Origin of the sequence: Chryseobacterium rhizosphaerae, assembly GCF_003385455.1 — a bacterium.
GTDB lineage: Bacteria > Bacteroidota > Bacteroidia > Flavobacteriales > Weeksellaceae > Chryseobacterium > Chryseobacterium rhizosphaerae.
In genome coordinates this window covers 1-26,999 of record NZ_QNUF01000011.1, presented here as the reverse complement: position 1 = coordinate 26,999, position 26,999 = coordinate 1, and the positions used below count along the sequence as shown (strand labels likewise).

The 26,999-nt window shown below is 36.6% G+C and carries 29 protein-coding genes; 18 read left to right on the top strand and 11 right to left on the bottom strand.

Features of this window, described 5'->3' with window-relative positions:
- Positions 1-5: 5 nt before the first annotated feature.
- On the top strand, positions 6-608 hold the full coding sequence (locus DRF57_RS11280) for a hypothetical protein (protein WP_115918562.1): 603 nt from the start codon (positions 6-8) through the stop codon (positions 606-608).
- 366 nt (positions 609-974) lie between these two features.
- On the opposite strand, the gene DRF57_RS11275 is transcribed toward DRF57_RS11280, so the two are convergent.
- Positions 975-1,988, bottom strand: a complete 1,014-nt coding sequence (locus tag DRF57_RS11275; RefSeq protein WP_115918560.1) for a TQO small subunit DoxD — start codon at positions 1,986-1,988, stop codon at positions 975-977.
- Between the two features lie 42 nt (positions 1,989-2,030).
- Positions 2,031-2,378 carry a hypothetical protein gene (locus DRF57_RS11270; protein WP_123863313.1) on the bottom strand — a complete coding sequence of 116 codons (348 nt, stop codon included), beginning with the start codon at positions 2,376-2,378 and terminating at the stop codon, positions 2,031-2,033.
- A gap of 281 nt (positions 2,379-2,659) precedes the next feature.
- Between DRF57_RS11270 and DRF57_RS11265 the strand changes: the two genes are divergently transcribed.
- Positions 2,660-2,980 carry a nucleoside triphosphate pyrophosphohydrolase family protein gene (locus DRF57_RS11265; protein WP_115918653.1) on the top strand — a complete coding sequence of 107 codons (321 nt, stop codon included), beginning with the start codon at positions 2,660-2,662 and terminating at the stop codon, positions 2,978-2,980.
- Entirely contained in the window at positions 2,977-3,537 is a 561-nt protein-coding gene (locus DRF57_RS11260; protein ID WP_115918556.1) for a DNA-3-methyladenine glycosylase I, read from the top strand. Before DRF57_RS11265 ends, DRF57_RS11260 begins: the two co-directional genes overlap by 4 nt.
- A 56-nt stretch (positions 3,538-3,593) precedes the next feature.
- Here DRF57_RS11260 and DRF57_RS11255 read toward each other — a convergent pair whose 3' ends face one another.
- The gene (locus DRF57_RS11255) at positions 3,594-4,103 is read right to left on the bottom strand and encodes a hypothetical protein (RefSeq protein WP_047487457.1); all 510 of its coding nucleotides are present in this window, start codon (positions 4,101-4,103) and stop codon (positions 3,594-3,596) included.
- Positions 4,104-4,146: 43 nt separating this feature from the next.
- Positions 4,147-4,521 (bottom strand): winged helix-turn-helix transcriptional regulator, encoded by a 375-nt coding sequence (locus DRF57_RS11250; RefSeq protein ID WP_084086231.1) that lies wholly within the window; start codon positions 4,519-4,521, stop codon positions 4,147-4,149.
- Between the two features lie 91 nt (positions 4,522-4,612).
- Between DRF57_RS11250 and DRF57_RS11245 the strand changes: the two genes are divergently transcribed.
- Positions 4,613-5,143, top strand: a complete 531-nt coding sequence (locus tag DRF57_RS11245; protein ID WP_047487464.1) for an NAD(P)H-dependent oxidoreductase — start codon at positions 4,613-4,615, stop codon at positions 5,141-5,143.
- An 84-nt stretch (positions 5,144-5,227) separates the two neighbouring features.
- On the opposite strand, the gene DRF57_RS11240 is transcribed toward DRF57_RS11245, so the two are convergent.
- From DRF57_RS11240 to DRF57_RS11230, 3 genes are all read right to left on the bottom strand, one after another.
- A complete protein-coding gene (locus tag DRF57_RS11240) occupies positions 5,228-5,680 on the bottom strand; it encodes a hypothetical protein (protein WP_115918554.1) in 453 nt (150 codons plus the stop codon).
- Between the two features lie 95 nt (positions 5,681-5,775).
- The gene (locus DRF57_RS11235; protein ID WP_115918552.1) at positions 5,776-7,362 is read right to left on the bottom strand and encodes a patatin-like phospholipase family protein; all 1,587 of its coding nucleotides are present in this window, start codon (positions 7,360-7,362) and stop codon (positions 5,776-5,778) included.
- A 102-nt stretch (positions 7,363-7,464) separates the two neighbouring features.
- Entirely contained in the window at positions 7,465-8,364 is a 900-nt protein-coding gene (locus tag DRF57_RS11230) for a magnesium transporter CorA family protein (protein ID WP_047487474.1), read from the bottom strand.
- Positions 8,365-8,437: 73 nt separating this feature from the next.
- Here DRF57_RS11230 and DRF57_RS11225 point away from each other — a divergent pair, with 73 nt between their 5' ends.
- Positions 8,438-9,460 carry a 3-oxoacyl-ACP synthase III family protein gene (locus DRF57_RS11225; protein ID WP_047487479.1) on the top strand — a complete coding sequence of 341 codons (1,023 nt, stop codon included), beginning with the start codon at positions 8,438-8,440 and terminating at the stop codon, positions 9,458-9,460.
- A gap of 153 nt (positions 9,461-9,613) precedes the next feature.
- Here DRF57_RS11225 and DRF57_RS11220 read toward each other — a convergent pair whose 3' ends face one another.
- Positions 9,614-10,774, bottom strand: a complete 1,161-nt coding sequence (locus DRF57_RS11220) for a thioredoxin family protein (protein WP_115918550.1) — start codon at positions 10,772-10,774, stop codon at positions 9,614-9,616.
- A gap of 303 nt (positions 10,775-11,077) precedes the next feature.
- Here DRF57_RS11220 and DRF57_RS11215 point away from each other — a divergent pair, with 303 nt between their 5' ends.
- The gene (locus DRF57_RS11215; protein ID WP_167449365.1) at positions 11,078-12,703 is read left to right on the top strand and encodes a tetratricopeptide repeat protein; all 1,626 of its coding nucleotides are present in this window, start codon (positions 11,078-11,080) and stop codon (positions 12,701-12,703) included.
- 389 nt (positions 12,704-13,092) lie between these two features.
- Here DRF57_RS11215 and DRF57_RS11210 read toward each other — a convergent pair whose 3' ends face one another.
- The 3 genes from DRF57_RS11210 to pruA all read right to left on the bottom strand — a co-directional run bounded on the left by DRF57_RS11210 (position 13,093) and on the right by pruA (position 15,725).
- A complete protein-coding gene (locus DRF57_RS11210) occupies positions 13,093-13,302 on the bottom strand; it encodes a hypothetical protein (RefSeq protein ID WP_047487487.1) in 210 nt (69 codons plus the stop codon).
- Positions 13,303-13,548: 246 nt separating this feature from the next.
- A complete protein-coding gene (locus DRF57_RS11205) occupies positions 13,549-13,767 on the bottom strand; it encodes a cytochrome C551 (RefSeq protein WP_115918546.1) in 219 nt (72 codons plus the stop codon).
- Between the two features lie 332 nt (positions 13,768-14,099).
- Positions 14,100-15,725: an L-glutamate gamma-semialdehyde dehydrogenase gene (pruA, locus tag DRF57_RS11200; RefSeq protein ID WP_115918544.1), complete on the bottom strand. Its 1,626-nt coding sequence runs from the start codon at positions 15,723-15,725 to the stop codon at positions 14,100-14,102.
- A gap of 409 nt (positions 15,726-16,134) precedes the next feature.
- Between pruA and DRF57_RS11195 the strand changes: the two genes are divergently transcribed.
- The 12 genes from DRF57_RS11195 (at position 16,135) to DRF57_RS11135 (ending at position 26,919) form a co-directional block, all read left to right on the top strand.
- Positions 16,135-16,500 (top strand): hypothetical protein, encoded by a 366-nt coding sequence (locus DRF57_RS11195; protein WP_047487495.1) that lies wholly within the window; start codon positions 16,135-16,137, stop codon positions 16,498-16,500.
- 158 nt (positions 16,501-16,658) lie between these two features.
- Positions 16,659-16,961, top strand: a complete 303-nt coding sequence (gene ureA / locus DRF57_RS11190; protein ID WP_047487498.1) for an urease subunit gamma — start codon at positions 16,659-16,661, stop codon at positions 16,959-16,961.
- Positions 16,962-16,974: 13 nt separating this feature from the next.
- Positions 16,975-17,343, top strand: a complete 369-nt coding sequence (gene ureB / locus DRF57_RS11185; protein WP_047487501.1) for an urease subunit beta — start codon at positions 16,975-16,977, stop codon at positions 17,341-17,343.
- Position 17,344: 1 nt separating this feature from the next.
- Positions 17,345-19,066 carry an urease subunit alpha gene (gene ureC, locus DRF57_RS11180; RefSeq protein ID WP_115918542.1) on the top strand — a complete coding sequence of 574 codons (1,722 nt, stop codon included), beginning with the start codon at positions 17,345-17,347 and terminating at the stop codon, positions 19,064-19,066.
- 113 nt (positions 19,067-19,179) lie between these two features.
- Positions 19,180-19,830: a hypothetical protein gene (locus tag DRF57_RS11175; RefSeq protein WP_115918540.1), complete on the top strand. Its 651-nt coding sequence runs from the start codon at positions 19,180-19,182 to the stop codon at positions 19,828-19,830.
- Entirely contained in the window at positions 19,820-20,329 is a 510-nt protein-coding gene (ureE, locus tag DRF57_RS11170; protein ID WP_047487511.1) for an urease accessory protein UreE, read from the top strand. Before DRF57_RS11175 ends, ureE begins: the two co-directional genes overlap by 11 nt.
- 1 nt (position 20,330) lies before the next feature.
- Positions 20,331-21,020 (top strand): urease accessory protein UreF, encoded by a 690-nt coding sequence (locus DRF57_RS11165; protein ID WP_115918651.1) that lies wholly within the window; start codon positions 20,331-20,333, stop codon positions 21,018-21,020.
- A 125-nt stretch (positions 21,021-21,145) separates the two neighbouring features.
- Positions 21,146-21,784: an urease accessory protein UreG gene (gene ureG / locus DRF57_RS11160; protein ID WP_047487517.1), complete on the top strand. Its 639-nt coding sequence runs from the start codon at positions 21,146-21,148 to the stop codon at positions 21,782-21,784.
- On the top strand, positions 21,785-22,573 hold the full coding sequence (locus DRF57_RS11155; RefSeq protein ID WP_084086222.1) for an urease accessory protein UreD: 789 nt from the start codon (positions 21,785-21,787) through the stop codon (positions 22,571-22,573).
- Positions 22,574-22,713: 140 nt separating this feature from the next.
- Positions 22,714-23,415 carry a hypothetical protein gene (locus tag DRF57_RS11150; protein WP_115918538.1) on the top strand — a complete coding sequence of 234 codons (702 nt, stop codon included), beginning with the start codon at positions 22,714-22,716 and terminating at the stop codon, positions 23,413-23,415.
- A 156-nt stretch (positions 23,416-23,571) separates the two neighbouring features.
- Positions 23,572-24,459, top strand: a complete 888-nt coding sequence (locus tag DRF57_RS11145; protein ID WP_052188570.1) for an urea transporter — start codon at positions 23,572-23,574, stop codon at positions 24,457-24,459.
- Between the two features lie 213 nt (positions 24,460-24,672).
- Positions 24,673-26,919 (top strand): TonB-dependent receptor, encoded by a 2,247-nt coding sequence (locus DRF57_RS11135; RefSeq protein ID WP_115918534.1) that lies wholly within the window; start codon positions 24,673-24,675, stop codon positions 26,917-26,919.
- Positions 26,920-26,999 lie beyond the last annotated feature (80 nt).

Genomic DNA, 26,999 nt, shown 5'->3' with positions numbered 1-26,999 from the left:
TTACCATGAATAATAACGTACAACTGCCGGAAACGTTTGTCGCATTATCCGATTTCAGAAAAAATGATATTTATCTCCCTGAAATGGATATGGATCAGATTATTTCGGATTATTTTCCCGGAACATTTAGAGAGCTGGTTCAGCGACTTTCAGATATTACAGGAGCTTTTTACGGAGGAATGCTCAAGCAAGCAGGAAAGCTTTTTGGCGCTGAAGCAATTGAACTCCTTTCCAATAGCTTTATGTATGATCTGGGATCGAAAATGGCTTTGAGAAACCTTGCTGTTAAACCCGGTTTAAAGCCCGGAATTCCAGCTGTAGCAAAAATACTTATAGGAGCAATTTTTACATCCAGTCCCGAATATAGTTTTGAATTTAAAGAATTGAATGACCATAAAATTGAAATGTTGATACAAGGAGTGGATCGCTACCATAGAATAACACAAGAGTTTGAGATTGCCCATCTATTAAAATGGCCGGTGATCAAACCTTTCGTACAAGGAGTATGCGATGCCATGGGGCTGGATGTTTTATTTGAAATGGAGGTGCTGGAACTGAATCCGGATAGTTCGTGTGTGTATAAGATTTGTATAATGTATAATGTATAATGTATAATGTATAATGTATAATGTATAATGTATAATGTATAATGTATAATGTATAATGTATAATGTATAATGTGATCAGTAAACACCATTTTCTGTATCAATAGAACGGGCTTTAGCCCGTTTTTTTAACCCATCCAATTTGGCTTTAGCCAAAACCTAAAAACAGATCCTCCAAATTCGCCTTGCAATCCTGGGCCTATCCACTCATAATTAATACTATGGTTTTTAAAAGAAGTCAAATATTGGTAAACGCAATGGCTCAAAAAATGATCATTACTTATACCTCTTAAGGAGGTAAGCCATAATCTAAAAATATTTTGGGCTTTTACGTTTACCAAAAATGACCAATTGTATAGTAAAAACTGATTATTGGATTTCTCCTATCCATTCAATACCGCTTATATCAATAAGTTTTAAGGTATGGACTTTATTTTTCAGAAGAACATCCCGGATATCAATTATAATATCAGCTTTTGCTCCCAATGGAATTATTAAGCTGTGTTTTCCCGGCTTTACCTTAGCTACATAATGGTTGTGAATGTTTTCTTTCGATAGTGTGGAAAGCTCCTGATGATTCAGTTCTTTCACAATATTTCCGTCTTTGTCCAGGATGTGGATTCCTATGAGGAAAGAACCGTATACATCTGCACCTTCGGTTCTGTATACTTCAAATTTTAAATCTGAATTATTATGAGAAATATTGGAAATTTCAACCTTTGGTTTTACCGATTTATTGTGTAGTGTTCCGTAGACCCCGCCATGGAAGTATTGGTTAGTGTAAAGGGTAAGCCCGAAAATCGCTAAAGAGCCTGTCAATACAATAATTTTAGGTTTTGAGATGGGTAAAACGCCGGAACCCAACCATTGAAACCATTTTTTTTGAGTGAAAGCCTTGTTTTTCTTCATGAAATAGTAGTCCAGAGAATAAGGACCGCTTCCCGTGAGGAAAAGAACAAATCCTCCTGCAATACCCAAGACACCTATCTGCCATTCATCAAGACAGGTTGTTCCCAACCAGCCTGAACCCAGAAGAATTCCTAATGCCAGCCCGAAGATTCCAATACTCATGAACCGGGTGAATAAACCCAGTATGATACATAAACCTACTACAGCTTCAATAATGGTAAAGATCATCATAGACTGCTGTAAGGTATCAGGATGGGTAACTAAATATTCTATAATGGGTTTTATTCCTAAAGCATTTGGGAGAAAGTGATTAAATTTTTCTCCGATATATCCGTTTTCATCGGGTGTCAGCTTGTTTTCAAGGATAAGCCTGCGCCAAAAAGCTGAAAAATAAGTCCATCCGATAACCATTCGGAGGGATAAAGTATATAAGCCTGCCAAATCTGAAGACTGGCTTTTTATGATATGTTTCATTAAAATTGATTTTATGTAAAAGACTGATCGAGTTTGATGTTTTTAAACCTGAATCAAACTTAATTTTAATCTTTTAAATAAAATATACTTTGGGGGGCTGTTGCCAGTGGTATGGCCAGAGTATTTGTTGAAAGAAAGCCTTTCACTTTCCGTATTTTTTATTGGAAAATTGAGAGAAAAGAAATCTTTACCGGTTAATTTAACATCAGCTTTTGAAACTGAAAACCTGGAAGTTGTGGGAGATGCATCACAGCCAGAGGTTGTTTTTACCTTATTTAAACCACTAATGTACTGAATATCAAAAATGTCGAGAACATCCCTTTTTACAGAACAGGGCGATAATGAAAATGCCAGTATAAGCATCGTTATGATGGCTTTATAGGTCTTCATATGGATTCCTGTGTGTGACATTTTTACAAAACTACACTTTATTTTAATGTAAGCTCTATAAATTGTAAGAATTCATCCTGTTGATCCATAAAGAAATAGTGGAATACTGACCTGCCGGCCTACAATAATCTAATTTATAGTATATTTCAAAATTGAAAGCAGGACAAATAGGATTAAAATTAAAATTTAAACCACTCCTGACTAACAGTTGTCACAACCCTGCCTTATCTTTATCCTCTAAAAATTGATATAGAGAGTAACTCTCTTAAATACATATGATTATGGATACAAACAGTTTTGACAAAATTATAGAACGTTCCCTGGATATCAGAGAAAAGTATCATCAGCTTGAAATACAGCATCATGGAACGGAATGGACCCTTGAAGAAGATGCACTTGCTTACCTTACCGATGCAGGATTGGTGGGAAGAAATATAATGTCTCATCAGAAAAGATGGCTGAAAAAAGATTCAGCTGCAGAACTGGAAGATAAACTGGGCAAGAATATCTGGTGGCTGATTGTATTAGCAGACCGCACCGGAATTGATATGAAAGAAGCCCTGGAAAATTTTTTAACGAAAACAGAAAATATATTTAAATGAGTTATTGTTTAGCCATAGATGGCATGCAGCCTGAAAGCAGAAAAGAACTGCACAAAAATTATCATGATAATTTTTATGGGTTTCCGATTCATGATGATAATGAGTTGTTTGGGAGACTGCTTCTGGAAATTAATCAGGCAGGTCTGAGCTGGGAAACGGTTTTGAAAAAAGAAGAAAGCTTCAGAAAAGCATACAGTAATTTTGACATTCAGGAAGTGGCTGCTTATACTGAAGAAGACCGTGAAAGACTGTTAGGTGATCCGGGAATTATCAGAAATAAACTAAAGGTAAATGCTGCGATTGAAAATGCCAAAACTATTGTAGGACTGCAGAAAGACTTTGGTTCTTTTGAGAAATGGCTGGAACATCACCATCCTAAGACATTACAGGAATGGATGAAGCTTTTCAAAAAAACATTCAAATTTACAGGAGGAGAGATTGTGAATGAGTTTTTAATGAGCACGGGATATCTGAAAGGATCTCATGCAGAAAGCTGTCCTGTTTATCATAAGGTTTTGGAGCATAATCCATTATGGAAACAGGCTGAAGAAAAATAAAAAATAATTTTAAGATGAATTGTGTCGACTGATATTCTGTCGGCACAACTCATATTCTATCTTAGACTTCTTACGGAAACATCAGGTTTTTCACCCTGAGGAACAATAAAAATAGCATTATCACTGATGGTATCTCCGGGATCAAAATAATAACTGCCGGTTACGGGAATGGTACTGGTTATAAACTTTCCGGATTTGTCATAAGCAGAGTAGGTCACATTAATCATCTGTGCCTTCATTTTAAGTTCAATCTTTTTGGATGTCAGTCTTGCACCGGTAGCATTGATACAGTCTAATTCTACAAGTCCGATATTGCTCACAATCTGCGGAAAAGAAGATAGCCTGATCGTATAAGACTTATCTGAAGTGTTTTTTACCGAAGCAGAAACTTTATAACGGTCATAAGATTTTCCACCAGATTCTACACTCTCTTTATTGAGGATATTGAAAGTAATGCTCATTCCATTGACTTCAAGGGTCTGGCCGTCGGAAATTTTTTGTGCATTGACCCATGTTCCGAAGAGAACACTTATTGTAAAGGAAATCAGAAAAGGTAGGTTTTTCATAGTATTAGTTTAAAGATTAAATGTACATAAAATAAAGAATCTTTTATCTTTGTTCTGCTTTTTTCATAAGCTGTTTATGCTCATTTCCCCACTTTTCAAACTCCAGAATAATAGGTTTCAGTTTATACCCAATCTCTGTAAGCTCATATTCTACCCGAGGTGGAACTTCTGCAAAAACAGTTCTGGTAATAATTTTCTCTTCCTCAAGCCTCCGAAGCTGTAAGGTAAGCATACGTTCCGTAATATTCTGAAGCTTTTTTCTAAGCTCTCCAAACCGCATTTTTCCGTTGATCAGATAACAGCAGATAGCCAAAGACCACTGTCCTCCAATAAGGTTGGAAGCATAGATTTCCGGACATTCATCAGCAAGAGCCTTTTTATTGGCGAAATTAGTTGAGGTTTCCTTTATTTTAGTCATTACTTACATTTTTTATAGTACCATACAATAGGTTGCTAATGTACGAAATGTAAGTTACGTATCGTATTTTTGCAATAGAAATTTAAATTGAATGAAAACCTTAATTATTGTCACTCATCCTGATATTGAAAAATCTGTAATCAATAAAAGATGGATTGAAGAACTCAAAAAATTTCCTGAAAAATATACTGTTCATCAGTTGTATGAAGCATATCCTGATGGGAAGATTAATGTGGCTAAAGAACAGGAATTGATGGAATCTTATGATAAAATTGTATTTCAGTTTCCCTTTTACTGGTTTAGCAGTCCACCGCTGTTAAAACAATGGCTGGATGAGGTTGTTTTGTATGGCTGGGCTTATGGAAGTAACAGCGGTTATAAGCTGGGAGGCAAAAAAATGTCTTTGGCTGTTACTGCAGGAATTGATGAAGATGGCTATAGTGCGTCCGGAGAATATAAATATACGATGAATGAACTTTTTCAGCCTTATGAATTGACCTTTGACTATATCAAAGCAGAGTATAAGGAACCTTTTGTATATTACGGAATAGAACGTAATTCTTCTGAGGAATGGATTGAAAGAAGTGTTCCGATGTATATGGACTTTTTGGATACATTATAATGGTATAAAAGTAAGTTGACTTCTTCGGATTTTCTGAAGTAAGTTCAACTTATTTTTTTCCGAATTTACTGTTCTCCTTGATAGTTATTCCTGATCGTATTCAAAGGGTTCAATGTTCCCGTCCTGTACATATTTTTTTATGGTATTGCTGTCTATTTTAAAGGGAACATCTTCATACTTCCAACCATTGACAGGAATTTTTAAATCGATAAGATAATTTTCAATAGAGTAGATACCAAGGACCTTTGCATTTTTAGGTTTTAGAGAATCAAAAATGATAAGAAACTGATCCCCTTTTTGGTAAGAACAATTTGTAGTTGCGAAATATATTTTGTCTTTAACCCGGTATTTATAATCTGTTCCTACACCATTGTTATTCTTCTGATGCCTGTCTGTAGTAGCCTCTGCTACCGTATATCTGGGTTTTTTGAGCATCTGTTTTATCCAGAAACTCTCATGAACAAAACTCAACACAATCAATATTACAATTAAAATTGAAAGAATAATGGAGAATTTTTGTGCAATATTTTTTTTCATTTCTGGAAAGGTTTTATTTACTCAGCATTTTCTCCACGGCATTCACAGATATATTTCGTAATCTATTTTTGCTTAACAAAAATACTTAAAAATCCTTATCCCACGGTAGGGGTATCTTCTTCTTTCAGGATCTTTTTCTCTTTCATAGAGAGCATCATTCTTTCATACTTGTATTTCTCCCAGTCAAACTGGTTGAGAAAATCGAGGGCTGCCTGAAAACCTCTGTTGAAAAGTTCTTCCTTTTCCTCTTTTTTCATAAAGAAGTTAAGCCAGCTGCTGTTTCCGCAATTGACGGTTTGTATACTGAACAGATGATAAAAAGTATGCTTGGTAAGAAAGGTTTTGTCATTAAAGCCTTTTAAAGTACTGATGATATTTCCTGCATAACTGAAGGGTGTTTTAAGAATTTCCTCGCTTGTTTTTCCCTTCTCAGAAAGAATATCGGAATCATTGGTCAATTGTACTCCAAAAAGGGGCATTCTCGGGTAGAAAACTTCATCTGCATGGAATATATCGATCGGAAAATTGGAGATACTGCCACCATCAATAAATACGCCTACAGGATTAATATCTTGCTGTTGGGTGTTCATCCAGAATTTCCAGGCATATTTCACAGAATCTTCATCCTTATTGATCCTTTTTTGAAAAGGTTCAAAAAAGAAAGGGACAGACATGGAAGCTCTGACAAATTCAGCAGGGCTGATGTGCTTGAGCTCTTCTTCGGACCAATACAAATTGGCCATAGTGGGAAGCTCTACCTTTATTTTAGCGTTAATATCTGTGGTGATTACAATATATTCTGATCTTAACTGATAAAATGGGTTGTTTTTATAATAATCATTATTAAGGGCACTTTCATAGAAAATTCTATATCGGGTCTGGTCAATATGTTCCAGATTTTTAGTTTTAATCTTTTCTATACTCTGCAAAGCCCGCGTATAATATTCCTCTCCGTTTCCATAGCGATAGTTGAGGTTGAGGCTGTGTTCCTTCCGGATAAATTTTTCATTAAGATTGGCAACAGTTTTTATTCCAAAACTATCGAGCGCGTTCTTCATGGTATCCGTGAAAACATTTCCGGGGTTAAGTCCGCTGTTTTCTTTTCTGAAATTGTTGTAGAGTTTTTTGATACAGAAAAAGAGAATAATTGCCGGAATCAGAGGGATCAGAAACATAAGCTTGGCATTCAGTATCGTTTCTGATGAAACTGCGAATGGGATACTGATCAGGATAATAAACAGGGCTGCGGCAATAATGAGATTAATGGTAAAGAAGTTTTTATTGTTCAGCATAGAATGGAGGGTTGTTTTTACATACGTTTTTCCATCCATAAAGTCTGCAAAATTCCAGCTGAAAAGAATCTCTTTAATAAGCTCACTTTTGGCTTCCTCTTTCGTTTTACAAGCTGCAATCAACATCGTGTTAATAGCTCCGGCACTGGTTCCTGCTACCTTTAAAAAACGGATTCCAAAGATTTCCAGGCCATAAAGATAGCCTACCAACGCACTTCCCCAGACGCCGCCACCTTCCTGGACAAACTCTACATACTGATTTCCTTGGTGGTCGAGTAGATCAGAGAATTCCTTGGATGAAATATTTTCATGCAGGGCTGCAAGTTTTTCTTTTGATCCTGATGAAAGCGAATCATCTTCCAGAATTTTGTTAAGATCCTCAGTTTTCATAGTCTTTTGTTTTGTGGTGTTGGAAAAGATAGAGCGATCTCTCAGTGAACTGATGGTACTGCTCCTCTTTTATTTTTTTGCCTGCTGTTTATGGTCTTCAGATTACCATTGTCTACGCCTTACATAGATAAATGTACTGATTACTACAGTAGCCATGATTCCCATTGTTATAAAATAGCCATATTTATGGTGAAGCTCAGGCATATTATCAAAGTTCATCCCATACACACCGGCAATAAAGGTGATTGGTAAAAAATAAACCGAATAGATGGCCAAGACTTTCATGACCTGATTGGCTTTTTGATCAGAAAGTGCAAGAAACATAGAAATAAGGTTGGTAATCTGTATGTTTAAATGGTCAAAATCGGCAACCACATCCTTATGTTTGTCTTTTAAATCGACAATTTCAGAATCCTGAAGGTCCAATAGTTTAAATTTGTCAATAGCATCGGTAGAAATAACCAATACCCGTGAATTCAATCCGGACTTCCTTTTCAGTTTATAAAGTCTTCGGATCTGGCTGGTATGATTGGTATTTTTGAGGAAAATCTCATTTTCAATATTATCCATAGTTTCAAATAAGCTCAGGGATTCATCATCAAAACTTTTCATAATCAATATGGCGATCATTAAAAGAACTTTTTGAGGAGTAACATCTTCCTGAATTGCTGAAATCTGTTTCTTGGTCTCAGAAATACTTCGGGTTTTCATCCTGTGGATAGTGATAATGGTATTATCCACTAAGAAAACTCCGATCTTGGTGCTGATGTCACTGATGGTATTCAGGTTTTTTCTTTCCAGTTCCGTACTTTCACGGAGGAGAAAGAATTTTACATTCCCGTCCTCTTCATATTTGGGAAGGTGGTTAGGGTCCATGGTATCTTCCAGGAGAAGGTTGTTAATTTCATATCTTTCATGAAGAAATTTAAGGTCTTCTGCTGTAGGAGCCTCTACATCTACCCATTCACATTGGGAGCTTCTGTATATTGTATCAATTGGCATAAAGTAAAAATACTAATATTTTGAAATACTATGTTTTAAATAAGTTTTATCTTTGCCAAAATTAAAAAACTATATGATTAAAAGTACCATAAAAGGAGTAGGATTTTATGTTCCAGATAATGTTGTTACCAATGATGATCTTTCCCAATTAATGACCACCAATGATGAGTGGATTACAGAAAGGACAGGAATCAAGGAAAGAAGGCATCGTAAGAACAGGAATGACTCTCAGGAAACTGCTGCTTATCTAGGATTTAAAGCTTCTGAAAAAGCACTTGCAAAAGCAGGTCTTACAGCTAAAGATATTGATTATATCGTTTTTGCAACACTTTCACCGGATTATTACTTTCCTGGATGTGGGGTTTTGCTTCAGGATATGCTGGGATGTGATACCATTGGAGCATTGGATGTGAGAAATCAATGTTCCGGATTTGTTTATTCTATGAGTGTGGCCAATGCCTTTATTAAATCCGGTACCTATAAAAATATTCTTGTTGTTGGAGCAGAGGTTCATTCTTTCGGATTGGATTTTTCTGACGAAGGAAGAGGTGTTTCCGTTATTTTCGGAGACGGAGCAGGGGCCGTGGTACTTTGTGCTACAGAAGACGAAACTTCAGGAGATATTTTAGCGGTAAATATGCATTCGGAAGGGAAGTATGCAGATGAACTCTGTACGCAGTTTCCAGGTTCTAAATTCGGATGGAGTGACAGAATGAGAAAAGAACCGGAAAATGTAACCAATAAAGAAGTTTACCCGATCATGAACGGTAATTTCGTATTCAAACATGCTGTAACAAGGTTCCCGGAAACAATGTTAGAAGCCCTAAACAAAGCTGGAAAAACAGTTGAAGACCTTGATATGTTTATTCCTCACCAGGCTAATCTTAGAATTGCTCAGTTTGTTCAGCAGAAATTCGGATTGCCTGATGATAAAATATTTAATAATATCCAGAAATATGGAAATACAACGGCGGCTTCTATTCCTATTGCTTTAAGTGAAGCCATTGAAGAAGGTAAAATAAAAAGGGGAGATCTGGTCCTTCTTTCTGCATTTGGAAGCGGATTTACATGGGGAAGTGTCTTATTTGAATACTAAGAGACGCAGTATCCATATATACACAATCTTTCAATGCCCTTGAAAAGTGATAATTTCCTTTCCTATAATAGTAAACCCTAGATTTGAGGAAAGGTTGTAACATAAAAAAACCGCAGATAAAATCTGCGGTTTTTGTTTTTTATGCTTTATCTATTAAAGGCTTTTTAATAATTTTTCTGTGTCTGCTGAATCTTCTCCGGAAGTTTTTGCTAGTTCAATAGACTTTTCAGCCCATATTTTTGCGTTTTTCTTATCTCCTATTTTATTATAAAGATTTGCCAGAGTATCTGTGTTGGCAAAGCTCTGATCTTTCTTTACAGATTCCTGTGCCCATGCAACAGCTTTTTCTAAAGAAGTTTTAGTATTTACATTTTCAAAAAAGTTCCAAGCAAGAGAGTTTAATTCTCCAGAGCTTGCAGTAGAATAATCCTGGTACAGCTCAAGAATTAGTTTTTCATATACAGGAATATCTTTGTTTTTTAAAGCTCTGTTAGCTTTCATTCTCTTTAACACCTTTTCCGCTTCCTCTTTGCTTAAGAAGCTTTGGGTTCCAGTCATGAAATAATTGTCATTCCATGATTTTGTTTCTGTATTATAGGCTTTTTGGGCTACTGTATTTACTTTAATGTTTTTATCAAACTTTTCGTATTTATCTGCAGGGTAAAACTTAATAATTTCAGCTTTCTTTTCCTGAAATATTTTATACAGAGGACTTTCAGTACTTTGTGTTCCCGAAAGAAGAATTTGAACATCTTCCTGATCCAGAGCTGTTTTCTGTTGAAAATAACGATTCAGTACTTTACCGGCAAATTCAGTATCATTATAAAGGGTAAGACCAGCAAGGTTTTTTAAAAATTCAGGGTCTTTTTCTCCACTTTCAAACTTTTGCTTTAATGCCGTTAGTTTTTTGTTAGGATCTTCAGCATCTTTTGCAAATTGGATAAAGTCTTTTTCTTCTACATAACCTATGGTTCTGTGTACAGTTTCACCACTTGGGTCAATGAATAGATAAGTAGGAAATACTTTTACATTGTATTTTTTAGCCAATTCAATACCTTCTCCTTTTTCCATATCAATTTTAGCATTGATAAAGTGAGAATTATAATAATCACCTACATTTTTAAGAGGGAAAATATTTTTTACCATCAGTTTGCAGGGCCCACACCAGGAAGCATAGGCGTCAACGAATATGAGTTTATTCTCTTTTTTTGCCTTGGCAAGGACAGACGCAAAGTTGCCGTCTTCAAATTTTATACCCTGTGCAAATGCAAAAATTCCTATAAATAAAGATGAAATTATAGCTAATCTTTTCATGAAATTAATTTTGTTCCATACAAATGTAATAAATATGATGACAATTAAGTCAATCATTTTAGAAATAATTATACCTAAATCTTGATTTTAGTATAGGCATAGTTTTGATATGAAAGATGATCATGTATTATTTTGTTCTTATTATTAAAATTAATGTAAATTGATGATTTGGTTTAAATGATTAAATTACAGGAGAATATTTTAATAAAAAGTAAAATATTAGTAGTTTTGTAAAAAACAAAAAGACACCCAGTTGAAAAAATGATGAGTTATTATAAAATAAGAATAATAATTTGTTTTTTTATGCCTAAAAACTTACTCCAACTTTTGTTTTTACTTGCAACAGCAATTCCGATATCTGCGCAGAAAAAAACGAGCTTTGATCAGATCTGCGAAAAGACAACTGTTGTCACTTCTCATAAAAATTTACCCGCAGCTTTTAAAACTGCAGACTCTCTCTATATAACTGCACAAACATCGCAGGAAAAAATTAAAAGTCTTATTCTTTCTTCAGAACTTTATCAGTATTCAGGGAATTTTAAAAAAGCTATCGGATACAGTGAGAGTGCACATTCTTTAATTAGTCAGATCGACAATACTGAGCAGATGATTTATATCTGCAGGCTTCTTGCCAGACAATACAGACAGGTTGGGCTGTATGAAAGGTCAAAAAAATATATTGTAAAAGGACTTGAATCCTCAAAACTGATTACCGATTCTCAAAAAAGTAATGAAATGGCAGGTCTGCTGAATCAGGAAATGGCTTTTTATGAAATGGAATTAGGTAATTATTCAAATGCTATACAGGATATTGAAGCTTCTCTGGAATTTTTTGAAAAAGCAAAGATCTCCAATAAAAGCAAAACAATCGCTGTTTCTTATCAGGCATTGGGAGATATATACTTTAAACTTAATGATTATCTCGTTTCTGAAAATTATTATAGAAAAGCAGAAGCATTACTGAAAAAAGGGAGCTGTACGCTGGGGTTAATCTATAATGGTCTTGGAGGAATCCGTCTAAAACAGAAAAACTGGAAAGAAGCTGAGATGTATCTTAAAAAAGCGGAAAAAATTGCAGATACCTCCCGAAGTCTTAAACTCAGAAAGGCTGTATATTCTAATATTAATGATTACTATGAAGACATAGGAGATACATTTAAAGCTTCTCTATATGCCGTGAAATATGTAAGAGCTTATGACAGTATTACGGTCCGTAATCAGGAGTTTTTCACTAAAAACCCTGAAAATACAATCAATAAAACAGTTAAAAACGGAGGGCTTAATATTGTAAAGAATGTAGCTATCATTATATTATTTGTATCTATTATAGGTTTAATTATATTCTTCAGAACAAAAGAGAAAAAACAGCGCTCAAAACTGAGAAGTATAATCAGAACCCGCCAGCAATTGGCTTATGGTTCCAAAGAAAGATTGGAACAATCCTCTCATGAAATTGAGTTTTCAAATATTTCTGTAGAAGAAATTGAAGAAAAAGACAGTGATGCCGATAAAAAAAGGAATGAATCTCTGATGACTTCCGAAACAGAGTCGAAATTACTGGAATTGTTGGAAGATTTTGAAAAAGGTAACCTCTATAACAGTAAAAGTATGTCGTTATCTTTTCTTTCGGGCGAACTTAATACCAATACAAAATATCTTTCCTATGTGATCAATCAGCATAAGAGTGCTGACTTTAAATCTTATATTAATCGTTTAAGGATCAATTATATTGTGGATAAGATTATCAATGATGAGAAATACAGACAATATAAAATAAGTATTCTGGCTGATGAATGTGGCTTTTCTTCACATAGTAAATTCGCTGCAGTATTCAAAGCGGTGACTGACTTCTCCCCGTCAGCATATATTAAACATCTTGATTCTGAAAATCAAGCAGATAAAGATGTTCGTTTTCGGGAAAATGATTAAAAATGAATAATTTTTTTTAATCACTATTGCTATTTTCATGAAAATGAACAACCTATTGTTTTATATCAAAGGGTTGCTATCCTATCTTTGCTTCAGCTTAACGGGAATGATCACTATTATACTACAGTTAATCTCTATTGTTGTTTAGGGAATATTTTTTCTTCTACAATAGAGAAACTACTTAATTTTTATCAAACCAAAAATTTTAATCTGGGATTCGTGCCTATTTCTTCACCATGAAATAATCACGATTCCTCGTCTTGTCTTCGTAGGAGATTTACCTAATCGAAATATTAGGGAATACAATATAATCGGGGTTGATTGCCCGGTTTTTTTTCAGTCAAGTTTTTTTAAGTGCAAATCCACAGATATTCTGTGGATTTGTGATTTTATTTAGCTTTTGTAGTGTCGGTTTTTGTTTTTGAAGTGTCGGGGGTTGCGGGTACAGGTTCCGAATTGGCAACAGCAGAATCTCCCATTTTATTTCTTAAAGAATCTTTATTGTGAGCATCCTTGAATTCTTCTCTTTTTTCTTTGTTTTGAGCACAGCTTCCAAGAAAGAGAAGTCCCAGAATAGCTCCTATCCATAATTTTTTCATAATACTATTTTTATTGATTGATCTTACTCAAATATAGTGATTTAATTAAAAGGTTAAAAGATACCGATATTAAAATTCAATAGGGGTAAACTTTAATCCGTCTTTAAGAATATTCCTTCCCATGGCTTTAGTCAAAAATAGCTACATGAAAGACTCTCACCTTTTATCATCTAAAATTTCAATCAAAAAAAATCTGCAGCACTTTCAGCTGCAGATTTTCCATTTTAAATTAAACGTTATAATACCTTATTTGGCAGGAGTTGCTGCCGTAGAATCTTTTTTCATCTTGATACTGTCAGGATTTGCCACTTTCGTACGTACCGTATCAGTAGTAGCCGGTACTGTTTTTTGTGTTGACTCTACTGCGGTCGAATCAGTATTACTTGTTGACATTGTTGATTCCTTGGTTCCACAGCTCACTGCAAATAATCCTACTCCAATGGCTGTTAACAATAACTTTTTCATACAATTTTATTTTGGGGTGTAATTGTAAAAAATCAACAATTATTCCTAAGTGGTAGTATGAAATTGTAAATTATAGGTAAAGTTTGTTAAAAAATGTTAGGTGAGTAGTTTGGAGAGTGGGAGAGTATTAGAGTATTAGAATATTAGAGTGGAGCTAGTGTTATGATAAAAACAGCCACAGTAACATCATACCTTACATTTCGAATTTCGAATTTGCGCGTACCCTGCAACTCGTACCCCGAATCTCGTATTCCCAAAAAAGCCCCGAAACCGAAATTCCGAGGCTGTATGAAAAGAACAGGCAATCATTACCTATTACTCATTATTGATAATTACCCTAGGTATGGATATTTGTAATCTTTTGGAGAAACAAAAGTTTCTTTCACACTTCTTACAGACGTCCATCTAAGAAGGTTCATTTTAGAACCAGCTTTATCGTTCGTTCCTGAAGCTCTACCACCACCGAAAGGCTGTTGTCCTACTACGGCACCTGTTGGTTTGTCGTTGATGTAGAAGTTACCGGATGCATTTTCTAACGCTTTGTAAGCTTCAGCAATTGCATAACGGTCTTGAGAAAATACAGAACCTGTTAATGAATATGGAGAAGAAGAATCAACTACTTTAAGCGTCTCTTTCCAGTCCTGATCTTCATATACGAATACTGATAAGATTGGGCCGAAAATCTCTTCTACCATGCTTTCGTATTGAGGATTTGTAGTTTCAATTACTGTTGGGTGTACGAACCATCCTTTAGAATCGTCACAAGTACCACCAATTGCTACAGTAGCTTCAGCAGATTCGTTAGCTCTGGTGATATATCCTTTACATTTTTCGAAAGAATTCTTGTCGATTACAGCATTTACGAAGTTAGATGGATCTACTGGAGAACCAATTTTAATAGTAGCCATTTGAGCTTCCATTACTTTTTTCACATCAGCCCAAAGAGACTTAGGAACATAAGCTCTTGAAGCCGCAGAACATTTTTGTCCTTGGTATTCGAAAGCACCTCTTACTAAAGCTGTAGCTACTGCTTCTACATTCGCAGAAGGGTGAGCAATAACAAAATCCTTACCTCCAGTTTCTCCAACGATTCTTGGATATGTTCTGTAGTTGTGGATATTATCACCAATCATTTTCCACATTCCCTGGAATACTTTTGTAGAGCCCGTAAAGTGAAGACCTGCAAAATCTTTGTGAGCCAATACTTTCTCAGCAGTTTCTTTACCATCTGTAAAGATCATGTTGATAACCCCAGCAGGAAGACCAGCTTCAATTAATACATCCATGATTACTTTTGCAGAATAAACCTGCTTATCAGAAGGCTTCCATACTACAACGTTTCCTAACATGGCCATACAAGTAGGAAGGTTTCCTGAAATAGCTGTAAAGTTGAATGGAGTTACTGCAAAACAGAACCCTTCTAGTGGTCTGTACTCTACACGGTTCCAGATTCCGTTGTCAGAAACTGGCTGCTCAGAATACATTTCTGTCATGAACTCTACGTTGAATCTCAAGAAGTCGATGAACTCACAAGCTGCATCAATTTCAGCCTGGTGTACGTTTTTAGACTGTCCGATCATTGTAGCTGCATTAATTACATCTCTGTAAGGACCTGCCAATAGATCAGCTGCCTTTAAGAAAATGGCTGCACGTTGTTCCCAACCTAGAGCATTCCATGCTTCTTTAGCTGCCAATGCTGAGTTGATAGCATCATCCACATGCTGCATACCACCTTGGTAATAAAATCCGAAGTCGTGAGCATGATCCTGAGGAGACTGAAGCTGTACTTTTGTATCAGTTTTTACTTCCTTTCCATTGATAACCATTGGAATTTCTACCTTCTCAGCCCACATCTTTTTATAAGTGTCGATAAGGCTTTTAACTTCCGGAGATCCCGGTACATAAGAATTTACCGGCTCGTTTACCGCTAATGGTACTTGCGAAATTGCTTTTGACATATTACGTTTTATTATTTTTATTAAATTAAATAAGTATGTGTATACAAATTTACGATAATTATAAGGAAAGAAAAAAATACAGCAGATTTTTATGGAATAAACTTTATTATTGAAGGATGTGAGGAGAATACCTTTTTTTAATAATGAAAAAATGATATTTTTCAATGATTTTATTTCATATTTTAAATAAGATGAAAATATGAGCTGGATTTTAATTATGATATCAAGAAAGATGATAAAATGTTTGTCATAGTTGATAAAGAAGCTTTAGTCGCTGTGTATGAGTGGTTTGGGTGTAAATGTGAATTTTGTGTAAAATTGTATTTGTCGCGATTTTGAACATTTTAAATAATCTTTTTGATAGCCCGGTTTTTAAGATTACTCTAATTTTACACCATTATTAAAAGGTATGAAAAAAAGAGTTGTCTTTTTCTCTTTTCTGTTGTTTTTCGCAACTTTATGTGCAGGTCTTTTTGCACATAAGGGGAAAACTCAAGCATACTCTGATATCTTATCAAAAATTCATCTTCTTCAGCAAAAATCGGATCAGCAGACGCAGCCTGAAATTTATAGTTTTTCAGATGCACAGGATCTTCAGGATTCCAATGATTGGGAAAAGGTAAAATTTGATTATTCAATACTTGCACAGCAGTGGTTTCAGTATTTCTTTGCAGAGTATACCTATAATAACCAGGTAGCGGCCGTTCAAAACCGTATTTATATTACAGCACCAAGGTACATTCTGTACCATTCTCTGCAAATAGCAGGCTGCTAATTCTTTTTTTACGTTTAATGATCCCATGAAAGGATTTGCCTTGTAAAAGAAGCATATCCCAAGGATTCATTCTTCATTTTAACATTTCTGAGTATTTCTATTTGCCTTTTCTGAAAGGCAGACCAGATACTGTATATCCAATTTTAAAATAAAAAACAATGCACTTAACACCGAGAGAAACGGAGAAGCTTATGCTATTTCTGGCAGGCGAGCTCGCTCTAAAAAGAAAGGCAAGAGGCCTTAAATTAAACTATCCAGAGTCCATAGCATTAATCAGTCATTTCCTGCTTGAAGGAGCTAGAGATGGAAAAAGAGTAGCAGAACTGATGCAGGAGGGTGGAAACCTTCTTACAAAAGAGGATGTAATGCCGGGCGTTGCGGAGATGATCCACGATGTTCAGATTGAAGCGACTTTCCCTGATGGGACTAAGCTGGTAACCGTACATAACCCAATCCGTTAATACCAATTTCATCATGATACCAGGAGAAATTTTTGTAAAAGAGGGCACAATTATCTGCAACGAAGGCAGAGAAACTGTGAAGATAAAAGTAACCAATACAGGAGACCGCCCTATTCAGGTAGGTTCACATTTCCATTTTTTCGAGGTAAACAAAGCGATGAGTTTTGACCGTGAAAAAGCTTTCGGAAAAAGACTCAATATTGTAGCAAGTACTGCTGTACGTTTTGAACCGGGAGAAGAAAAAGAAGTGGAATTGGTAGAAATAGGAGGAACCAAAAAAGCAATGGGCTTCAATAATCTTGTGGACGGACAGGTAGATTCTGAAGAACAGAAAAAAGCAAGCCTTGCAAAAGTTGAAGATTTAAACTTTAAAAATCATTAAGATGAGCTTACACGTAGACAGAAAACAATATGCCAATATATTAGGTCCTACAGCCGGAGATAAAATCAGACTGGGAGACACTGAAATTATCATTGAAATTGAAAAAGACTTCACCCATTACGGAGATGAGGCCGTTTTCGGAGGTGGAAAAACCGTACGTGACGGAATGGGACAGAATGTTACGGCAAAAAGGGATGAAGGTGTTTTGGACCTTTGTATTACCGGTGCAGTAATTATCGATCACTGGGGAATTGTAAAAGGAGATATCGGAATTAAAGACGGTAAGATTGTAGGGATCGGAAAAGCAGGAAATCCTGATACCATGGATGGAGTTTCTCACAATATGATCATTGGAGCCTCTACAGAAGTTCATGGGGGAAAAGGATATATCGTAACAGCGGGAGGGATTGATACCCATATTCACTATATCTGCCCACAACAGATCGAAACATCTTTATACAGTGGGATCACCACAATGATCGGTGGTGGAACAGGTCCGAATGACGGAACGAACGCTACTACGGTAACTCCGGGGAAATTCAATATGCAGAAAATGCTTGAAGCTGCTGAAGAATATCCTATGAACCTTGGATTCTTCGGAAAAGGAAACTGTTCTGCAGAAGAACCTATCGAAGAGCAGGTAGAAGCAGGTGCTCTGGGAGTAAAGATTCACGAAGACTGGGGTGCAACGCCGGCGACGATTGATGCTGCATTAAAAGTAGCCGATAAATATGATGTTCAGGTGGCTATCCACACAGATACCTTAAATGAAGGAGGTTTCCTTGAAGATACCATGAGAGCGATTAACGGAAGAGTAATCCACACCTTCCATACCGAAGGTGCAGGTGGAGGGCACGCTCCCGATATCATTAAAGCAGCGATGTACCCTAATGTACTGCCTGCTTCCACAAACCCTACACGTCCTTACACCATCAATACAATTGATGAGCATTTGGATATGTTGATGGTGTGTCATCACCTGAGCAAGAATATTCCTGAAGATGTGGCCTTTGCAGATTCCCGTATCCGTCCTGAAACCATTGCAGCAGAAGATATCCTTCATGATATGGGAGTTTTCAGTATCATGAGTTCTGACTCTCAGGCGATGGGTAGACCGGGTGAAGTAATTACCAGAACCTGGCAGACAGCCAGTAAAATGAAGGAACAGAGAGGAGATCTGGAAGAAGATAAAGAAACGGGAAATGATAACTACCGTGCCAAAAGATATGTGGCTAAATATACTATCAACCCCGCTATTGCACACGGTATCTCAGAATACGTGGGATCTCTGGAAGAAGGAAAATTAGCGGATTTAGTGATTTGGAAGCCGGCATTATTTGGTGTGAAACCTGAAATGATTGTCAAAGGAGGATTTGTAATTGCCGCTAAGATGGGAGATCCTAATGCTTCTATTCCCACACCTCAGCCTATTATCTACAGAAATATGTTTGGTGCTCATGGAAAAGCTAAGTTTGGTATTTGTGCCAACTTCGTTTCTCAGGTTTCTATTGATAATGGAACGATCGCTTCTTACAAATTGGAGAAAATGATTCTTCCGGTGAAAAACTGTAGAAATATTTCCAAAAAAGACCTTATCCATAATGATAAGACTCCACTTATTGAAGTGAATCCTGAAAACTACAAAGTGACGGTAGATGGTGAATATATCACCTGTGAGCCGGCAGAAAAACTTCCTTTAACACAGTTGTATTACTTGTTCTAAGATAAACATACCAACCACTAAAACCTTATAGGCTTCTAAAACCTATAAGGTTTACTTAAAAGGTGAACAGTTTATCCAATAGAATTTAAAATAATTATAGAACTAAGTTTAGAATGAAATATTTAAATAAAACAGTTTGCTCCCTTGCCGTAGCCGGAATGACTATGCTTTCAGGAAAGGTAAGCGCTCAGTTTCTGGGAGGACACAGGCTTAAAAGTGATGAAGCGGGACCAAAAGGGCAATTTATGGTGTATGGTTCATTGGATTACTCTAAAGTTACTACTCCTTCCACCAGCAGCAGTACCGTTTCAAGTGCTCCGCTTGGCGTAGGATACTTTATCAATAATAATGACCTTGTAGGTGTCAACTATGCATACTCCCAAAATTCTGTTGACCACAATGTAGTATATAAACAAAATGAAGCCGGAATTTGGTACAGTCCCTCATTAATGCTTGGGAAATATTTTGTATTGATTGGACAGGTTGATGCACATTATGTCTGGGGACAACAATTGTCAGGAGCTGCAGATTCTATGCAAAACTTTAACGGATTCCGTCTTCGTGCTTACCCTTTGATTGGAATATTGTTAGGTGGAGGTTGGGCTTTAAAATTCAAGTTTGCTGAGCTTTCAATGCTTCAGACTAAAACAAAACAGGAAGGTTGGACAAAAAGCTATGTAGCAGGACTCAGTGGTTCAACATTCGGGGTTGGCATTTCTAAAAACTTTGACTTCAGAAAAAAATCCGCTAAAGATGATAATTAATCAAACCATAGGCAATCTCACCGAAAATCCTACCGAAAAACCTATAGATTATCTTGATCTGGAATGGTTTGAAACGACAAAAAGGATCCAACGTAAAAAGACCAGACAGGGAACTGATGTGGCCATTAAATTTCTTAAAGAAGGGCAGCGTTTGCGTGAAGGTGATATTCTTTTCGAAGATACAGAAAAAGTAATAGCTGTCAATGTGCTGGAAACAGAAGCTATTGTAATGGTACCAGGCTCTTTATTGGAAATGGGAACGGTATGCTACGAAATAGGAAACAAACATATCCCTCTCTTTATCCAGGAAGATAAAGTATTGCTTCCTTTCGAAATGCCCATGTTCAGGTGGCTGGAGGCAAGTGGGTTTAAACCGGAAAAGCAATCCGTAAAACTGCTGAACCTTCTTAAATCCAATGTTGAACCTCACGGACACGGAAGTCTGGGCTCAACAATTTTTACCAAAATCTTAAAAATGGCTGCTCCAAAAGATGAATAATATAAACATAAACTTTTTGTCAGGATTGCTTCATCTTGCGGATCCTACACTTCCTATCGGTGGTTATACCCATTCCAACGGACTTGAAACTTATGTGCAGGAAAGAATTGTACATGACCTGCCAACAGCAAAAGAGTTTGTACAGAATATGCTTCAGTACAATCTTAAATTCAATGATGGAGCTTTTGTAAAACTGGCATATAAAGCAGCAGAAAATGGAGATTTACAATTGTTGTTACAGCTTGATAACGAATGTAATGCGATAAAATGTCCAAAGGAAATCCGGCAGGCCAGTCAAAAACTGGGATTGAGACTGATTAAAATTTTCAAAAGAAGAGAAAGCTTTCCTTTTATGGAAGAATTTGAAAAAGCAATTAAAAATAAAGAGGCCAATTCTCACTATTGTATTGTATTTGGGGTATATGCTTTTTTAATGAAAATTCCTTTATATGAAGCGCTGTTGGGGTTCTATTATACTTCAGTAGCCGGAATGATTACCAATGCAGTGAAGCTGGTACCTCTGGGGCAGCTTGACGGGCAGGATATTCTCTTCTCTCTATATCCGGTTATGGAAAAAACAGTATGGGAAACGATGGAGCTGGATAGAGATATGGTGGGACTGTGTAATACGGCTTTTGATATCAGATGTATGCAGCATGAGAGACTGTATTCAAGGCTTTATATGTCGTAATAAGCTGAAAAAGCAAAGTTAAATGATGAGCGTGAAACACTTTTGTGATTTTAAAATGTCTCAGTCAAAAAACTGGCGCCCTTAGCATTAAAAAACAGAAACAAACAAAGTAAAATTTAAAGAAAATGGAAAATAGAAAATATATAAAAGTAGGAGTGGCAGGACCTGTAGGATCAGGAAAAACTGCATTATTGGAACGTTTGAGCAGAAAATTATTCGGGAAATATGATCTTGGAGTCATTACTAATGATATTTATACCAAAGAAGATGCTGAATTTATGGCTAAAAACAGTCTTCTTCCCCATGAAAGAATTATTGGAGTGGAAACAGGAGGATGTCCTCACACTGCCATCCGTGAAGATGCAAGTATGAACCTTGAAGCAGTAGATGAGCTGGCCGCCCGTTTTCCGGATATCGAACTGGTGCTTATCGAAAGTGGAGGTGATAATCTTTCAGCAACTTTCAGCCCCGATCTTGCAGACGTTACGATTTTCATTATTGACGTTGCTGAAGGTGAAAAAATTCCCAGAAAAGGAGGTCCCGGTATTACAAGATCAGACTTGTTGATCATTAATAAAATTGACCTTGCCCCGCACGTAGGAGCAAGCCTTGAAGTGATGGAAAACGATGCCAGAAGAATGAGAAAAGGAAATCCTTTTGTATTCACGAATCTAAAAACGGATGAAGGTCTGGATAAAGTAATCGGCTGGATAAAAAAATATGCTCTTTTAGAAGAAATTGAAGAACCGAATTTGGTAAGATAAATGGAGAGTCGTTTAAATATTATTGCAGGATTCAAGGGAGGGGAGTCCTATGTGAAAGATCTTTATGTCTCACTTCCTTTCAGAGTGGTTTCTGTAGGGCAGCGAAAAAGTGACAAAAAGCTTTATCAGATGGTGATGAGCTCTTCTCCGGGAATTCTGGATGGTGACCATTACCATTTGGATGTAGCCCTGGAAAAAGGGGCTTCACTTCAGCTGCAGTCACAGTCGTATCAGAGACTTTTCAATATGAAAGATAAGGCTGTTCAGGAGCTTAATGTCACTATGGAAGATGAAACTTCCTTTGCCTACGTTCCTCATCCTATCGTTCCCCATGAAGATTCCAATTTTAAAAGTAAAGCCAATATTCAGATCGGGAAAAACAGCCAGATTATTATCAGTGAGATTATTACCTGTGGAAGAAAACACTATGGAGAGGTTTTCAAGCTGAAACGTTTTCAAAACCTTATGGAAATCTATCATGAAAATAAACTGGTAGTGAAGGATAATGTTGTGATTCAGCCTGACATGATCCCCATCAGTAGTATAGGAAATCTGGAACAGTATACCCATCAGGGAACTTTGATCTTTTATAGCACAAAGGAGAAGGTAGACAAAAACAGGCTTATTGAGGAGATTGTTGAGGCTGCAGAACAATACCGTGAAGAAATGGAAGTAGGTGTTTCCGCAATGGAAGATCATGGTTTTGTCGTAAGAGCTTTGGGACATGGTGGAGAACGGATGTATAATTTCTTTCTTCATGTTCAGGAAATTCTCTGGTCACTGGAATAAAAATTAAAATAATTCTTATTGAAGTTAGGTAGGTTGATTTTATCAATAGAAGTGGGCTTTAGCCCACGCTAACTAAAGAATATTTTTCAACTGGCTTTAGCCAAAACTTAATAAAAAGAATTAACAATAGATAAACAAAAATGGATAGTACAGTTTGGGCACTTCTTTTAAGTGCCGTTTCAATAAGTTTTATACATACAGCCTCAGGACCGGATCATTATCTGCCTTTTATTGTCCTCTCCAAATCTAAAAAATGGAGTGGAATGAAAACAGCAGTGCTCACTGTAGTCTGCGGATTGGGGCATGTATTTAGCTCTTTAATTTTAGGATTTATCGGAGTGTTTCTCGGTTGGCAGCTGAACAAGATCTCGTGGTTCCAGGACATAAGAGGAAATTTCTCCGGATGGGCACTGCTGGTTTTTGGAGGAGTCTACTTGGTATATGGATTGATCCAGGCCATCAGAAATAAACCTCACAAGCATTTTGATGTGATGGGGGATGATGTGTATGTCTATGAACACAATCACAGTGAAGTGGTCATGCCTCAAACAAGAATAAAAGTAACTCCGCTTGTCCTTTTTATGATTTTTGTAATGGGACCAAGTGAACCGCTGATTCCTTTGTTATTTTATTCAGGAGTAAAACATTCCATGTCAGAAATTGCAGTATTGGTGACTTCATTTACCGTTACAACCGTATTAACAATGCTTGGAATGGTTCTGCTGGGACGTTATGGATATTCAACATTGTTCAATACAGAAAAGCTGGAAAGATATATGGGAGTTGTAAGTGGAGCAGTAGTAACAGTTTGCGGAGTCGGAATGGTCTTTCTTGGTTGGTAGGACTTCTAGCGTACATGAGTCGAGGTAAACCCATGTTTTTGAATGACCAACCTTCCTGGTTTCTCTTCTCAAAGTCTCGTGTCTCTTATCTCCATATCTCGTGTCTCTAATCTGAAATCTAACATCTATTAAAAAATACATTATACAAAACTAACTATGAATAAATTTTTTGAAAAAATCCCTTTTATAGATAATATTTTAAAAGGAATCGGGCAGATCATGCTTCAGGAAAACAGATGGACCGGATTTCTGTTTCTTATAGGTATCTTTATGGGAAGCTGGCAATGTGGGGTTGCAGTATTGCTTTCAACAGCAGCCGGAACTTTTACTGCTATGAAGCTTAACTATAATAAATCTGAGATCAATGCCGGATTATATGGCTTCAGTGCAGCACTGGTAGGAGTAGCATTGGCTTTTCTCTTCGAAACAACAATATTGATTTGGGTTCTTATTGTATTGGGTGGAGCTTTGGCAGCTATTATTCAGCATTTTTTCATCCAAAAGAAAATTCCGGTGTTTACTTTTCCTTTCATCATCATTACATGGGTACTGGTATTTACACTGCATCATTTTACCCACATTCCACCATCTGTTATGCTGAGTAGTGAAGTAGTACCTACAAAATATGATGATTTTCTTACCTGCACCAATGGTTTTGGAGAAGTGATATTTCAAGGTGGTGTACTTTCAGGAATGATTTTCTTCCTTGCTGTTTTTATCAGTTCACCGATAGCCGCTTTATATGGACTTACAGCCTCTATTCTTGGAGCAGGATTATCACAGTTGAATGGTGAACCTATCAAAGAAATCCATATGGGACTTTTTGGGTTCAATGCAGTACTTTCCGCAATTGTTTTTTCAGGATTCAAAAAAACAGACGGTATCTGGGTGCTTATTGCAGTTCTTTTAACAATCGTCGTCGATGATATTTTAATAGATAACCATTATCTTGATGCTGTGGGAGGGGTATTTACTTTTCCGTTTGTAGCAGGAACTTGGATTACACTTTTAATTCAAAAGATATTTTTTAAAGCGAGAGCGTAACGTCGGAGAGCTTGATGGTTTTTGGGTGGAAGGCTAAGAACGTTTTAGGGTGGAAGGGTTTGAATGTTGAAGAGTTGCCCATGTTTTTGAATGATCAGTCTTCCAAATCTCCCACCTCAAGGTCTCTTGTCTCAAATCTCTTATCTCCAGTCTCTATGTCTCCAGTCTCAACCATTAATATTATACAACATACTTTTTACAAAAAGATAAAAAATGAAAATAACTAAAATAGCAGCAGCGCTTCTGGTAATGGCTTTTAGCGGAAAGTTAGCGGCTCAGGAAGCCGAAAAGCAATTGCTGATCAAAGATGCTGATGACAAATTTCCCATTGCAGATGTTCTGATAAAATATGACCACGGAAACAGCCATACTCATACAGGAACAGACGGTACTTTTGCTATTCCTGTTCAGTCTCTTCCTGATACACTGGTGATCAGCCGTCAGGGATATGATGAGGTAAAATGGGTAGTGGCCAACGATGAAGATAAAAACAAAGTTATTTTTTTACAGCATAAACCTTTTCAGATCTCTGAAGTGGCCATTAATCACAGCTCATTTTTATCGGCGATCACTAAAGTTGATTTGAATAAGTTTCCGGTGAATTCAGCGCAGGACCTGCTGAGAAAAGTTCCGGGATTGTTTATTGCACAGCATGCAGGAGGAGGAAAGGCTGAGCAGCTTTTTTTAAGAGGTTTTGATGCTGATCATGGTACCGATGTAAGCGTAAATGTAGACGGGATGCCTGTGAATATTGTGTCACATGCCCATGGACAGGGGTATTCTGATCTTCATTTTGTGATTCCTGAAACGGTTAATAATATTGATTTCGGAAAAGGAGCGTATTATATGGATCGTGGAGATTTTAATACAGCGGGGTATGTTGATTTTCAAACTTATAATGGGTTGAAAAATAGTATGATCAAGCTGGAAGGAGGTTCATTTAATTCAAAAAGAGTACTGGGAATGTTCAATATTCTGCATGATGATTTGGGACGTAAAAATGCCTATGTAGCAGCAGAATATAATTATACAGACGGTCCTTTTGATGTAAAACAAAACTTTAACAGAGTCAATATTTTTGGAAAATATAACCAATGGCTTACGGATAATGATTATTTTAATATCCAGTTTTCAACGTTCAATTCTTCATGGAATGCTTCCGGGCAGATTCCGGAGCGGGCCGTAGATGAAGGAATCATTGGAAGATGGGGCAGCATAGACCCTACTGAAGGAGGAAAAACATCCAGAACAAATCTTCAGATGAATTTTAAGCATATTATTTCTCCTTCTGAGCAGATTGATGCCATGGCTTTTTATTCCAGGTATAATTTTAATCTGTATTCTGATTTTACCTTTTATTTAAAAGATAAAGACCATGGTGATGAAATTCAGCAGACAGACGGAAGAAATATATATGGAGCAGAAGTAAAATATACCAAAACCTTTTCTCTTGCCAACAGCTCATTAAACTGGATTTCAGGAATAGGGGTGAGAAACGATGATATTACTACTCTTCAGCTTAATCATGTGTATCACAGAGATCTGTTATTGAACAGAATGTCGGATGTAACGGGTACGGAAACCAACCTTCATGCCTATTCAGGAATAGTGTGGAAAACAGGAAAATGGACCATCAATCCGGCTTTAAGAGTAGATCATTTTATCTTCAATATGCATAATCTGCTGGATGCCGAACAATTGCCATCCGGACAATCAAAAGAAGCAACAAGGCTAAGCCCTAAATTAAATTTCTCCTATGCTCAAAATGATAATATTATGTGGTTCCTGAAAATGGGTATGGGATTCCATTCCAATGATCTGAGAGTTGTTGTTCCGACTAACGGTCAAAAAACACTGCCATATTCTATTGGTGGAGATTTCGGACTTAGGCTGCATCCTTTTAAGTCCCTTATCATTACACCGGCCATTTGGTTTATGGATCTACAGCAGGAATTTGTATACGTAGGAGATGATGCCGTAGTAGAACCTTCCGGGAAATCAAGACGTTTCGGGGCAGATCTGGGTATCCGTTTTCAGCCCTTGGAAAACTTTTACCTGAATGCGGATATCAATTATTCCCACGCAAGGTTTATTGAAGAGGAAAAAGGACAGGATTATATCCCGTTAGCGCCTGTTGTCACCAGTACCGGATCGGTAAACTGGGATTTCCTGAACGGCTTTTCTTTAGGACTCCAATATCGTTATCTTGGTACAAGACCGGCTGTAGAAGACAACAGTATCAGAACAAAAGCCTATTTTGTAAATGATCTGGTATTGGCTTACAACCGTCAGAAATGGGGAGCTAACCTTCAGGTCAACAATCTTTTCAATGTACAATGGAACGAAGCGCAGTTCGCAACAGAAACTCAGTTAAAAGGAGAAGCAGAACCAACTACAGACCTTACTTATACACCCGGAAGTCCTTTTGGGATAAGAGTGGGAGTGTATTATAAGTTTTGATGTACAAAGTATAATGTATAATGTATAATGTATAATGTATAATGTATAATGTATAATGTATAATGTATAATGTATAATGT